Source organism: Bacillus cereus group sp. N31 (assembly GCF_016483245.1).
Taxonomy (GTDB): domain Bacteria; phylum Bacillota; class Bacilli; order Bacillales; family Bacillaceae_G; genus Bacillus_A; species Bacillus_A toyonensis.
In genome coordinates this window covers 147,827-159,835 of sequence record NZ_JAEHCH010000007.1, presented here as the reverse complement: position 1 = coordinate 159,835, position 12,009 = coordinate 147,827, and the positions used below count along the sequence as shown (strand labels likewise).

Below are 12,009 nucleotides of genomic sequence, written 5' to 3'. Positions count from 1 at the left end.
AAATAAAGGAGAATTATATGCCAGAAGGAAAAATTGTAAAAGCTTTAAGTGGATTTTATTATGTACAACATGAAGAAGGGATTACACAATGTCGTGGGCGTGGTGTATTTAGAAAAAATAAAATTACACCACTTGTAGGAGACCAAGTCGTTTTTCAAGCAGATAACCCAACGGAAGGCTACGTGCTTGAAGTATTTGATCGAAAAAATGAACTTGTTAGGCCTCCTATTGCTAATGTGGATCAAGCAATCCTTGTTTTCTCTGCAGTAGAACCAGATTTTAATCCTGGACTGTTAGATCGATTTTTAGTGCTGATTGAATATCATAACATTAAGCCGATTATTTGTATTAGTAAGATGGATTTAGTGGATGAAAAGATGCGAGAAACCGTTGAAGCTTATGCAAATGATTATCGTGAAATGGGTTATGATGTATTATTTACTTCTATAAATACATCGGAAAGTATTGCTATTTTAAAACCATTTTTAGAAGGTTGTGTTTCTGTCGTTGCTGGCCAATCAGGTGTTGGGAAATCTTCGATGCTTAACGTATTACGTCCGGATTTAGAACTAAAAACAAATGATATTTCCTCACATTTAGGACGCGGAAAACATACGACAAGACACGTGGAATTAATTGCAGTTGGAAGTGGACTTGTTGCGGATACACCTGGTTTTAGTTCACTTGATTTCATAGATATAGAGGTAGAAGATCTTACATATTGTTTTCCTGAGTTGAAAGAAGCGAGCCAATACTGTAAATTTAGAGGGTGTACACATCTTTCTGAACCGAAATGTGCGGTGAAAGCTGCGGTTGAAGAAGGAAAGATTACAGAATATCGTTATAAGAATTACCAACAATTCGTAGAAGAAATTAGAGAGAGAAAGCCGAGGTATTAGTTATGATTAAAATTGCACCATCGATCTTATCAGCAGATTTTTCAAAATTAGGGGAAGAAATTAAAGATGTAGAAAAAGGCGGAGCTGATTACATTCATGTCGATGTAATGGACGGGCATTTTGTACCGAATATTACGATTGGGCCATTAATTGTAGAAGCGATCCGTCCGATTACATCATTACCGTTAGATGTGCATTTAATGATTGAAAATCCTGATAACTATATCCCAACTTTCGCGAAAGCGGGAGCGGATATTATTACTGTTCATGTAGAGGCGTGTCCTCATTTACATCGTACAATTCAGTTAATTAAATCTCATGGCATTAAAGCAGGGGTTGTATTAAATCCACATACGCCAGTTTCGGTGATTGAGCATGTGTTAGAAGATATAGATATGGTATTACTTATGACGGTGAATCCTGGATTTGGTGGACAGAAATTTATCCATTCTGTATTACCGAAAATTAAACAAGTTGCAGAAATGGTTAAAGAGCGAAATCTAGAAGTCGAAATTGAAGTTGATGGTGGTGTCAACGCTGAAACGGCAAGACTTTGTGTTGAAGCAGGAGCGAATGTACTTGTAGCTGGATCAGCGGTATACAATCAAAAAGACCGCGGTGAAGCGATCCGTATCATTCGTGGATAATGAATGAACAGATCCCTATCCTAGTGAAGTTTCGGGTTTAGTAAGACTTCACTATTTAGACAGGATAGAGCGAAAAATATGTAAAAAGGCAATCTACCGAATGGCAGATTGCCTTTTTACAATAGAAGGGGAAGGAAAAATGATTATTCATATTTTAGCAGGAGGCCCTGCAGAATATTGCGCAGATTTTTCTCGATATGAAAATGAAGAAGTAGTGTGGGCGGCGGTTGATAGAGGAGTGTACCATTTACTAAAAAGAGGGATTACTCCATCTGTTGCGTTCGGAGATTACGATTCAGTAACTGAAGAAGAATTAGTATGGATGGGACAGCAAACAGATGAATTACATATTGTTCCACGAGAAAAAGATCAAACGGATTTAGAGATTGCAATTAGTTGGGCTTTAGAACAGAACCCCAAATTAATTCGTATTTTTGGTGCAACTGGTGGGCGGTTGGATCATGGTTTAGCAAATATACAGATGCTTTTAAAGGGTTTAGAAGCAAAAGTGGAAATGTGTATTGTGGATAATAAAAATGAAATAATGGTGAAAAAAGTTGGTACATATACAATTGGAATAAATAAAAATTTCCCCTATGTATCATTTGTGCCAGTTACTGAAAGTGTAGAAGGTATTACACTACAAGGATTTAAGTACCCTCTTACTAATAAAACGATAGAGTGGGGATCGACACTTTGTATTAGTAATGAACTCATTGAGGAAAAAGGTACTTTTTCATTCGCATCTGGCATATTAATGATGATAAGAAGCACTGATTGAAGAAACAATTTTGCTCCTTGCATCATATAGTGGGCAAGTGGAGTAAAGGGGATTAGGAGGGAAACCATGAGATTTTATACAATTAAGTTACCTAAATTTCTTGGTGGAATTGTTCGTGCGATGTTAAACACCTTCAAAAAAGACTAAAAAAAGCACCGATAATAGGTGCTTTTTCCATTGGTATAGTAAAAAAAGAGCCTAGCGGCTCTTTTTTTTATTATTAAACACGTTCGATTTTGCCAGATTTTAATGCTCTAGCAGAAACGTAAACACGTTGAACTTTACCGTCGATGCGTACGCGAACTTTTTGAAGGTTAGCGCCCCATTTACGTTTTGTAGCGTTCATTGCGTGAGAACGAGAGTTACCAGAACGAGCTTTTCTTCCAGTGATAGCACAAACACGAGCCATTTATATTTCCCTCCCTTGACACCTTACCATACGTAATTTTTCAATGTTAGTCTTTTTTGCGATGCTAAAAACACTACTATAATTTAACACAACTAAAAAGAGAATGCAACACTGTAGAAAAAAGAAATCAAGAAAAATTACTTGACACTATATGTAAGTGAAGAAAAGTTGAAATCAAGAAAATTTGCTTGACATATTATAGTGGTACATGTTGTATAATAACAATGGACTATTTTGCTCATCATAGAAAAGTGTAGTATAAAACATAAAATATGAGAGTGAAAAGAAAGAACGATGGAATTTTCTTTGAAAAGATTATATGATAGTAACTAAAGTAGTCTAGCTCACTTTCACCATTTATGAAGGGGGAAACGAGATGTCAATTGAAATTAAAACGAAGTACGGTCAAATTGATATTAGTACAGATGTAATTGCAACAATTGCTGGAGGTGCCGCGGTAGATTGCTACGGTATCGTAGGTATGGCATCAAAAAATCAGTTAAAAGATGGATTAACAGACATTTTACGAAAAGAAAACTTCACTAGAGGTGTTATTGTTCGTAAAGATGAAGATGAAGTACATATTGATATGTATATTATTGTGAGCTATGGTACGAAAATTTCAGAAGTAGCACATAACGTGCAGACGAAAGTGAAATATACATTAGATCAAACTGTAGGACTAGCAGTAGATTCTGTAAACATCTACGTACAAGGAGTTAAAGTAATAAACTTGTAATGTGCATTAAGGAGGAAAATCTGTGTCAATTCAAAAAATTGATGGGAAACGTTTATCACAAATGATCATGCAAGGAGCGAATAATTTAACAAATAATGTTCAGCTTGTTGATGCATTAAACGTATTTCCAGTTCCAGATGGCGATACCGGTACAAACATGAACTTATCAATGACTTCAGGCGCACGTGAAGTGAAAGCAAATCCTTCACAGCACGCTGGTAAAGTCGGTGTAAGTTTAGCCAAAGGATTATTAATGGGAGCTCGTGGTAACTCTGGCGTTATTTTATCTCAGTTATTCCGTGGTTTTTCAAAATCCATTGAACAAAAAGAAGAATTAACAACAGTTGATTTTGCTGCAGCTTTAGATGCTGGGGTAGAAGCGGCTTACAAAGCGGTTATGAAACCGATTGAAGGAACGATTTTAACGGTTGCAAGAGAAACGGGTAAATATGCAGTGACAGTTGCGAAAAAACAGCGCGACTTTGTTTTGTTTATGGAAGACGTTGTGAAAGAAGCCAATGCATCGTTAAATCGTACGCCAGATTTATTACCTGTATTAAAACAAGTTGGCGTTGTAGATAGCGGTGGTAAAGGTCTTGTTGTTGTATATGAAGGATTTTTAGCTGACTTAAAAGGAGAAACAATTTCTTCTGATGTGTCTGCCCAACCATCTATGAATGACATGGTACGCGCAGAACATCACCGTAGTGTACAAAGCCAATTGAGTACAGAAGATATAAAGTATGGATATTGCACGGAATTCATGGTGAAATTAGAGCCTGAAAAAATGAAGGAACATAATTTCTCTGAACAAAAATTCCGTGAAGATATTAGTGTATACGGAGATTCACTACTTGTTGTATCAGATGATGAGGTTGTTAAGGTTCATATTCATGCGGAACATCCTGGAGATCCTATGAATTATGGGCAACGCTATGGTAGTTTAATTAAGATTAAAGTAGAAAATATGCGTGAACAGCATACCGCTTTATTAGATGAACCTACTATGGTTCCTGAGCAAACAACTCAATCGAAAGAAAAACAACCATATGGTATCGTAACTGTAGCTATGGGATCTGGTATTAAAACTTTATTTGAGAGCATTGGTGCAACGAAAGTAATCGAAGGTGGCCAAACGATGAATCCGAGTACGGAGGATATTGTGAAGGCGATTGAAGAGGCGAATGCTGAAAAAATCATCATCTTACCAAATAACGGAAACATCGTGATGGCAGCAGAACAAGCAGCGTCAGTTGTTGATCAAGAAGTTATTGTTATTCGTTCAAAAACAGTTCCTCAAGGTATGGCTGCAATGTTAGCATTTAATCCAGTTGGAACGTTAGAAGAAAATGAAGAAAACATGAAAGAAGCTTTATCTCATGTGAAAACGGGTCAAATTACGTATGCTGTTCGTGATACGGAAATTGACGGTGTAGCAATTCAAAAAGACGATTTCATGTGCATTGCAGATGGAAAAATCGTATCAACAAATGCTGAAAAAGTAGGAGCTGCAAAGCAATTATTAGAAGCATTGATTGATGAAGAGTCTGAAATCGTAACGATTCTACAAGGTGAAGATGCAACTGATGAAGAAGTAGCTGAGTTAGTTGCATTTGTAGAAGAGAAATTTGAAGATGCTGAAGTAGAAGTGCATGCTGGGAATCAACCGGTGTATTCTTTCATCTTCTCTGTAGAATAAAAAAGATTCGTTTTGAAAATAAATGGATCACTTACTTGCTAATGGATCAGAAGTAGTAATGTGAACGTTATTACTAGTTTTTATTCAAAAGGCTAGCATATGGAATAAAGAAAAGAGCCTTGCTGCTAATAGTGAGGCTCTTTTTTACTTGTTGTGTATAAGGGATTTGAGTAGTTTCTCTTAGAATGCCTATGATAGAATATATAAGGTGAAAGATAGCGATTGCAGATGTTAATTGATACTCAAATAGAGTGTAACAAAGAAAATAATGTGACGGAGTGTGAGAATCTTGAATGAAGTTGTACAAGTTCCTGTTACAGATGTAAAGGGAATCGGAGGAGAAACATCTGAATTACTACACGAGATGGGAATTTATACAGTTTCTCATCTATTAGAGCATTTTCCGTACCGTTATGAAGATTATGCGATGAAAGATCTTGCTGAAGTAAAGCATGATGAGCGTGTAACAGTTGAAGGGAAAGTTCATAGTGCTCCGTTACTACAATACTATGGTAAGAAAAAATCACGTCTTACAGTTCGTGTTCTCGTCGGTCGTTATTTAATTACGGCTGTATGTTTTAATAGACCTTACTATAAGCAAAAGTTAAATTTGGATGAAACGGTAACGATTACTGGTAAATGGGATCAACATCGTCAAACAATTGCTGTATCAGAGCTTCATTTTGGACCGGTTGTTCGTCAACAAGAAGTAGAGCCTGTATATTCAGTGAAAGGAAAGCTTACAGTAAAACAGATGCGCCGTTTTATTGCACAAGCGCTAAAGGAGTATGGAGATTCTATAGTCGAAGTGCTACCAGATGGTTTGTTAAATCGGTATAAATTATTACCACGTTATGAAGCACTCAGGGCGTTGCATTTTCCGGTAGGGCAAGAAGATTTAAAGCAAGCTCGTCGCCGTTTTGTATATGAGGAGTTTTTCTTATTTCAGCTAAAAATGCAAACACTAAGGAAAATGGAGAGAGAAAATTCAAAAGGTACGAAGAAGGAAATCCCGTCAACAGAATTACAAGAATTTATCGATGCACTTCCGTTTCCGTTAACTGGTGCACAGCGCCGGGTTGTAGATGAAATTTTAAAGGATATGACATCTCCTTATCGGATGAACAGGCTGTTGCAAGGTGACGTTGGTTCTGGGAAAACAGTTGTTGCTGCGATTGGTCTCTATGCCGCAAAATTAGCTCATTATCAAGGTGCTTTAATGGTTCCTACAGAAATTTTAGCCGAACAACATTATCAGTCGCTTGCGGAGACGTTTTCTCATTTCGGTATGACGGTTGAACTGTTAACGAGTTCTGTTAAGGGTGCGAGACGTCGGGGAATTTTGGCGAGATTAGAGCAGGGAGAAGTAGATATCCTTGTTGGGACGCACGCTTTAATTCAAGATGAAGTTATATTTCATAGGTTAGGTCTCGTTATTACCGATGAACAGCATCGATTTGGTGTAGCGCAGCGCCGGGTTTTACGTGAGAAAGGTGAAAGTCCAGATGTATTGTTTATGACGGCAACCCCAATTCCGCGAACGTTAGCTATTACGGCATTTGGAGAGATGGACGTTTCTATTATCGATGAAATGCCAGCTGGTAGAAAGGTAATCGAAACGTATTGGGCAAAACATGATATGTTAGACCGTGTTCTCGGCTTTGTGGAGAAAGAGATAAAAAAAGGAAGACAGGCATATGTTATTTGTCCTCTTATTGAAGAGTCTGAGAAACTTGATGTACAAAATGCTATCGATTTACATAGTATGCTGACTCATCATTATCAAGGTAAGTGCCAAGTTGGATTAATGCATGGGAGACTATCATCTCAAGAAAAAGAAGAGATAATGGGACAGTTTAGTGAAAATAAAGTGCAAATTCTTGTTTCGACAACAGTTGTTGAAGTAGGTGTGAATGTACCAAATGCGACTGTTATGGTTATTTATGACGCGGAGCGTTTCGGTTTATCGCAGCTTCATCAGCTCAGGGGGCGTGTTGGGCGTGGTAGTGAACAATCATATTGCTTATTAATTGCAGACCCGAAATCAGAAACAGGAAAAGAAAGAATGCGTATTATGACTGAAACAAATGATGGATTTGTATTGTCAGAAAAAGATTTAGAGTTACGAGGTCCTGGGGATTTCTTTGGAAGTAAGCAAAGTGGTCTACCAGAATTTAAGGTTGCTGATATGGTACATGATTATCGGGCGTTAGAAACAGCGAGACAAGATGCGGCGATACTAGTTGATTCAGAAGCGTTTTGGCATAATGATCAGTATGCTTCGTTGCGTACTTATCTTGACGGAACAGGTGTGTTCCAGGGAGAGAAGCTCGATTAAAAGTAGTCTGCAAAAGTTTTTGTTGCATTCTACTTTTAATGATTATATACTACTGTTAGTACCTAGTCATAAAAATGGATGGTGCGGTATGAAAAAGAGAAGAAGTAAAAAAGAAAGACAAGAATTATTACAACAAACAATAGAAACGAATCCTTTTATAACGGATGAAGATTTAGCAGAAAAATTTCAAGTGAGCATACAGACTGTTCGTCTGGATCGTATGGAGTTATCTATTCCTGAATTGAGAGAACGAATTAAGCATGTGGCTACAAAACAACATGAAGAAGATGTGAAATCTTTACCGTTAGAAGAGGTTGTCGGAGAAATTATCGATATAGAATTAGATAGACATGCGATATCTATCTTTGAAGTAAAGGTAGAACATGTATTTAAAAGAAATCAAATTGCTCGTGGGCATCATTTGTTTGCGCAAGCAAACTCACTAGCTGTTGCAGTTATTGATGAAGAATTAGCTTTAACTGCAAAGTCTACCATTCGATACATTCGTCCTGTAAAATTAGGAGAACGTGTAGTTGCAAAAGCGCGCGTTGAAGATGTAGAGAATGATAAAGGACGGACGGTTGTCAAAGTGCGTAGCTTTGTTGGAGAAGAACTTGTTTTTACAGGCACTTTTGAAATGTATCGATCTAGTAATAATAGTGAGGAAGGTAACAACTTATGAAAATCGCAATAGATGCAATGGGCGGAGATCACGCTCCAAAGGCTGTAGTATTAGGAGCAATGAAAGCTATTAAGGAATATTCAGATTTACATATTACGTTAGTAGGGAAAGAAGCAGAAATCCGTCAATACTTAACGAGTGAAGAGCGAATTACTATCCTTCATACAGACGAAAAAATTGAATCGACAGATGAGCCAGTAAGGGCGGTTCGTCGAAAAAAACAAGCTTCAATGGTACTAGCAGCGCAGCAAGTGAAAGATGGTATTGCAGATGCTTGTATATCAGCAGGTAGTACAGGGGCTTTAATGGCAGCAGGATTATTTGTTGTCGGTCGTATGGAAGGAATTGAACGACCAGCTTTATCACCGACAATGCCAACTGTTGATGGAGAAGGTTTTGTTATGTTAGATGTTGGAGCAAACGTTGATGCAAAACCAGTTCATTTATATCAATATGCAGTGATGGGTTCTGTTTACGCAGAGAAGGTAAGAGGAATTAAAAACCCTCGTGTTGGACTTTTAAATGTTGGAACAGAGGATGGAAAAGGAAACGAGCTTTCAAAACAGGTCTTTGCTATGCTCAAAGATGCACCAATTAATTTTGTTGGAAACGTTGAATCAAGAGATTTATTGCAAGGTGTAGCAGATGTTGTTGTGTGTGATGGTTTTACAGGGAACGTAGCTCTAAAATCACTAGAAGGAACAGCACTTGCGCTATTCTCTATGTTAAAAGAGCAATTAATGAGTTCGTTTACGAGCAAATTAGCAGCAGCGGTATTAAAACCAAAACTTATGGTATTAAAAGATAAAATGGATTATTCGGAGTATGGAGGAGCCGCATTGTTTGGATTGAAAGCTCCTGTCATTAAGGCTCACGGTTCTTCAAATGACCAATCGATATTTAGTGCGATTCGTCAAACGAGAGAAATGGTAGCGAAAGAAGTAATTCCTACAATTTCAAGTGTAATGGAGAAGGAGCCGCTTCAATAAGAGGAGGATTTGAAATGGGAAAAATAGCATTTCTTTTTCCGGGCCAAGGTTCACAGGCAGTTGGAATGGGTAGACAGTTAGCGGAGAATAATAACGAGGTTGCGAAAGTGTTTGCGAAAGCAGATGAGGTGTTACACGATTCACTTTCAGAGGTGATTTTTGAAGGGCCGCAGGAAAAGCTTACATTAACGACAAATGCACAACCTGCATTATTAACAACCAGTTTTGCTATTTTGACAGCTTTGAAAGAGTATGACATTACACCTGATTTTGTAGCAGGACATAGTTTAGGTGAATATAGCGCTCTTGTGGCAGCTGGTGCTATAACTTTTGAAGATGCTGTATATGCTGTAAGAAAACGTGGCGAATATATGGAAGAAGCCGTTCCTGGTGGGGAAGGGGCAATGGCAGCTATTTTAGGTGCTGATCCAGATATGCTGAAACGAGTTACAGAAGAAGTAACAAGTGAAGGGTATGCAGTACAGATTGCAAACATGAATAGTACGAAGCAAATTGTAATTTCTGGAACAAATCAAGGGGTAGAACTTGCTTCTCAAAGAGCGAAAGAAAATGGTGCTAAAAGAGCAATTCCGCTTAAAGTAAGTGGACCATTTCATTCCTCTCTTATGAAGCCAGCTGCTGAGAAGTTTCAAAGTGTGTTAAATGAAATTACAATTCAGGATACGAATATTCCTGTTATAGCAAATGTTACAGCAGATGTTATTACACGTGGTGCAGATATTCAAGAGAAGCTAATTGAACAACTGTATTCACCTGTATTATGGTACCCATCTATTGAAACTATGGTGAAACAAGGTGTGGATATATTTATTGAAATTGGACCTGGAAAAGTACTTGCTGGGCTTATGAAGTCGATTAATTCATCAGTGAAAGCATATGCCATATATGATGAAGCGACATTAAAAGATACCATTTCAAATTTGAGAGGAGAAAACTGATGTTAAAAGGGAAAGTAGCATTAGTAACTGGTGCTTCACGTGGAATTGGTCGCGCGATTGCAATCGATTTAGCGAAACAAGGGGCAAATGTAGTAGTAAATTATGCTGGTAATGAACAAAAGGCGAATGAAGTAGTAGATGAAATCAAGAAATTAGGTTCAGATGCAATTGCGGTAAGAGCAGATGTTGCAAATGCTGAAGATGTTACAAATATGGTGAAACAAACAGTAGATACATTTGGACAAGTCGATATTCTTGTAAATAACGCTGGCGTAACAAAAGATAATTTATTAATGCGTATGAAAGAAGAAGAATGGGATACAGTTATTAATACAAACTTAAAAGGTGTATTCTTATGTACAAAAGCAGTATCTCGTTATATGATGCGCCAACGTCATGGTAGAATAATAAATATTGCTTCTGTTGTTGGTGTTGTAGGAAATCCAGGGCAGGCTAATTATGTTGCTGCTAAAGCTGGTGTAATTGGATTAACAAAAACATCAGCAAAAGAATTAGCAAGTCGAAATATAACTGTAAATGCAATTGCTCCTGGATTTATTGCAACTGATATGACGGACGTATTAGATGAAAATATAAAAGGTGAAATGTTAAAAGTTATTCCGGCTGCACAGTTTGGTGAAGCGCAAGATATCGCGAATGCTGTAACGTTTTTTGCTTCGGATCAAAGCAAATATGTTACAGGACAAACGTTAAATGTTGATGGCGGAATGGTAATGTAATAAAAGAATCGATTTCATCTAGTTTTTTTGGACAATATTTAATATAATATTTGAGGGGAGGTGAATGGAATGGCAGATGTTTTAGAGCGTGTAACAAAAATCATCGTTGATCGTTTAGGTGTAGAAGAAACTGAAGTAGTACCAGCTGCAAGCTTTAAAGAAGATTTAGGCGCAGACTCCCTAGATGTAGTAGAACTTGTAATGCAATTAGAAGATGAATTCGAAATGGAAATTTCTGATGAAGATGCTGAAAAGATTGCTACTGTTGGCGATGCTGTGACTTACATAGAGAGTCATCTATAATGCTTAAGTGAAGTCCCGTTATTTAGCGGGGCTTTCTCGGCTTATATCTGGAGGGACCTATGCCGTACCGAAAATATAGAGAAAAAAAATACGAAACAAAATACCGTGAAGCGTTTAAAGTGTTTCAAGAAAAGATAGGTATTACGTTTACAGATGAAAAATTATTGACTCAAGCATTTACGCATTCATCGTATGTGAATGAGCATCGAAAAAAACCGCATGAAGACAATGAGCGTCTCGAATTTCTTGGTGATGCAGTATTGGAACTTACTGTATCGCAGTATCTGTTTCAAAAATATCCGACAATGAGCGAAGGAGAGTTAACAAAACTACGTGCAGCTATTGTATGTGAGCCATCTCTTGTTCGTTTTGCAAATGAGCTGTCATTTGGAAGCCTTGTTTTATTAGGGAAAGGTGAAGAAATGACAGGTGGACGTGAACGACCAGCTTTATTAGCGGATGTCTTTGAAGCGTTTATTGGTGCCCTTTATCTTGATCAAGGGCTAGAAACAGTTTGGGGATTCTTAAAAGAAATTGTGTATCCGAAAATTAATGAAGGTGCTTTTTCTCATGTGATGGATTATAAGAGTCAATTGCAAGAATTGATCCAGCGTGATGGTAGTGGCAACATTGAGTATCAAATTTTGCAAGAAAAAGGACCAGCCCATAATCGAGAATTTGTGTCACGTGTTACATTAAATAATGTAGCGTTAGGTCTTGGTAGTGGTAAGTCGAAAAAAGAAGCAGAGCAACAAGCTGCTGCAGAAGCATTGAAAAAATTAAAAGAACAACTATAAGGAATCCCCCTTTGAATAGGGGGATTC

The 12,009-nt window shown here is 37.5% G+C and carries 14 protein-coding genes; 13 read left to right on the top strand and 1 reads right to left on the bottom strand.

The window, feature by feature from the left end; genetic code table 11:
* Nucleotides 1–17 precede the first annotated feature (17 nt).
* From rsgA to spoVM, 4 genes are all read left to right on the top strand, one after another.
* Complete coding sequence (gene rsgA / locus JDS81_RS12205) at nucleotides 18–899, top strand: ribosome small subunit-dependent GTPase A (protein WP_001113944.1); 882 nt, start codon at nucleotides 18–20, stop codon at nucleotides 897–899.
* 2 nt (nucleotides 900–901) lie between these two features.
* Complete coding sequence (gene rpe, locus JDS81_RS12200) at nucleotides 902–1,546, top strand: ribulose-phosphate 3-epimerase (protein WP_000589965.1); 645 nt, start codon at nucleotides 902–904, stop codon at nucleotides 1,544–1,546.
* 100 nt (nucleotides 1,547–1,646) lie between these two features.
* The gene (locus JDS81_RS12195) at nucleotides 1,647–2,327 is read left to right on the top strand and encodes a thiamine diphosphokinase (protein ID WP_016109024.1); all 681 of its coding nucleotides are present in this window, start codon (nucleotides 1,647–1,649) and stop codon (nucleotides 2,325–2,327) included.
* Nucleotides 2,328–2,393: 66 nt separating this feature from the next.
* Nucleotides 2,394–2,474, top strand: a complete 81-nt coding sequence (spoVM, locus tag JDS81_RS12190) for a stage V sporulation protein SpoVM (protein WP_001213599.1) — start codon at nucleotides 2,394–2,396, stop codon at nucleotides 2,472–2,474.
* Nucleotides 2,475–2,547: 73 nt separating this feature from the next.
* Here spoVM and rpmB read toward each other — a convergent pair whose 3' ends face one another.
* Nucleotides 2,548–2,736 (bottom strand): 50S ribosomal protein L28, encoded by a 189-nt coding sequence (rpmB, locus tag JDS81_RS12185; protein WP_000124776.1) that lies wholly within the window; start codon nucleotides 2,734–2,736, stop codon nucleotides 2,548–2,550.
* A gap of 376 nt (nucleotides 2,737–3,112) precedes the next feature.
* On the opposite strand from rpmB, the gene JDS81_RS12180 reads away from it, so the two are divergent.
* From JDS81_RS12180 to rncS, 9 genes are all read left to right on the top strand, one after another.
* Nucleotides 3,113–3,475: an Asp23/Gls24 family envelope stress response protein gene (locus JDS81_RS12180; RefSeq protein WP_000021109.1), complete on the top strand. Its 363-nt coding sequence runs from the start codon at nucleotides 3,113–3,115 to the stop codon at nucleotides 3,473–3,475.
* Between the two features lie 22 nt (nucleotides 3,476–3,497).
* The gene (locus JDS81_RS12175) at nucleotides 3,498–5,174 is read left to right on the top strand and encodes a DAK2 domain-containing protein (RefSeq protein WP_000027119.1); all 1,677 of its coding nucleotides are present in this window, start codon (nucleotides 3,498–3,500) and stop codon (nucleotides 5,172–5,174) included.
* A gap of 289 nt (nucleotides 5,175–5,463) precedes the next feature.
* Nucleotides 5,464–7,512, top strand: coding sequence for an ATP-dependent DNA helicase RecG (gene recG / locus JDS81_RS12170; protein WP_097954017.1), 2,049 nt, complete (start codon nucleotides 5,464–5,466; stop codon nucleotides 7,510–7,512).
* 88 nt (nucleotides 7,513–7,600) lie between these two features.
* On the top strand, nucleotides 7,601–8,194 hold the full coding sequence (gene fapR, locus JDS81_RS12165) for a transcription factor FapR (protein WP_000747351.1): 594 nt from the start codon (nucleotides 7,601–7,603) through the stop codon (nucleotides 8,192–8,194).
* Nucleotides 8,191–9,183 (top strand): phosphate acyltransferase PlsX, encoded by a 993-nt coding sequence (gene plsX / locus JDS81_RS12160; protein ID WP_000684090.1) that lies wholly within the window; start codon nucleotides 8,191–8,193, stop codon nucleotides 9,181–9,183. Before fapR ends, plsX begins: the two co-directional genes overlap by 4 nt.
* Nucleotides 9,184–9,197: 14 nt before the next feature.
* Nucleotides 9,198–10,142, top strand: a complete 945-nt coding sequence (gene fabD / locus JDS81_RS12155; RefSeq protein ID WP_097954016.1) for an ACP S-malonyltransferase — start codon at nucleotides 9,198–9,200, stop codon at nucleotides 10,140–10,142.
* Nucleotides 10,142–10,882 (top strand): 3-oxoacyl-[acyl-carrier-protein] reductase, encoded by a 741-nt coding sequence (gene fabG, locus JDS81_RS12150; protein ID WP_000911780.1) that lies wholly within the window; start codon nucleotides 10,142–10,144, stop codon nucleotides 10,880–10,882. The genes fabD and fabG overlap by 1 nt, the downstream gene beginning before the upstream one ends.
* Nucleotides 10,883–10,951: 69 nt before the next feature.
* Nucleotides 10,952–11,185: an acyl carrier protein gene (gene acpP / locus JDS81_RS12145; RefSeq protein WP_000786062.1), complete on the top strand. Its 234-nt coding sequence runs from the start codon at nucleotides 10,952–10,954 to the stop codon at nucleotides 11,183–11,185.
* A 59-nt stretch (nucleotides 11,186–11,244) separates the two neighbouring features.
* On the top strand, nucleotides 11,245–11,982 hold the full coding sequence (gene rncS / locus JDS81_RS12140; protein ID WP_001146877.1) for a ribonuclease III: 738 nt from the start codon (nucleotides 11,245–11,247) through the stop codon (nucleotides 11,980–11,982).
* Nucleotides 11,983–12,009 lie beyond the last annotated feature (27 nt).

What these genes read in the sequence shown, in the direction of transcription:
- rsgA (WP_001113944.1), top strand. Translation starts at nt 18, where the DNA reads ATGCCAGAAGGAAAAATTGTAAAAGCTTTAAGTGGATTTTATTATGTA.
- rpe (WP_000589965.1), top strand. Translation starts at nt 902, where the DNA reads ATGATTAAAATTGCACCATCGATCTTATCAGCAGATTTTTCAAAATTA.
- JDS81_RS12195 (WP_016109024.1), top strand. Translation starts at nt 1,647, where the DNA reads ATGGCAGATTGCCTTTTTACAATAGAAGGGGAAGGAAAAATGATTATT.
- spoVM (WP_001213599.1), top strand. Translation starts at nt 2,394, where the DNA reads ATGAGATTTTATACAATTAAGTTACCTAAATTTCTTGGTGGAATTGTT.
- rpmB (WP_000124776.1), bottom strand. Translation starts at nt 2,736, where the DNA reads ATGGCTCGTGTTTGTGCTATCACTGGAAGAAAAGCTCGTTCTGGTAAC.
- JDS81_RS12180 (WP_000021109.1), top strand. Translation starts at nt 3,113, where the DNA reads ATGTCAATTGAAATTAAAACGAAGTACGGTCAAATTGATATTAGTACA.
- fapR (WP_000747351.1), top strand. Translation starts at nt 7,601, where the DNA reads ATGAAAAAGAGAAGAAGTAAAAAAGAAAGACAAGAATTATTACAACAA.
- plsX (WP_000684090.1), top strand. Translation starts at nt 8,191, where the DNA reads ATGAAAATCGCAATAGATGCAATGGGCGGAGATCACGCTCCAAAGGCT.
- fabD (WP_097954016.1), top strand. Translation starts at nt 9,198, where the DNA reads ATGGGAAAAATAGCATTTCTTTTTCCGGGCCAAGGTTCACAGGCAGTT.
- fabG (WP_000911780.1), top strand. Translation starts at nt 10,142, where the DNA reads ATGTTAAAAGGGAAAGTAGCATTAGTAACTGGTGCTTCACGTGGAATT.
- acpP (WP_000786062.1), top strand. Translation starts at nt 10,952, where the DNA reads ATGGCAGATGTTTTAGAGCGTGTAACAAAAATCATCGTTGATCGTTTA.
- rncS (WP_001146877.1), top strand. Translation starts at nt 11,245, where the DNA reads ATGCCGTACCGAAAATATAGAGAAAAAAAATACGAAACAAAATACCGT.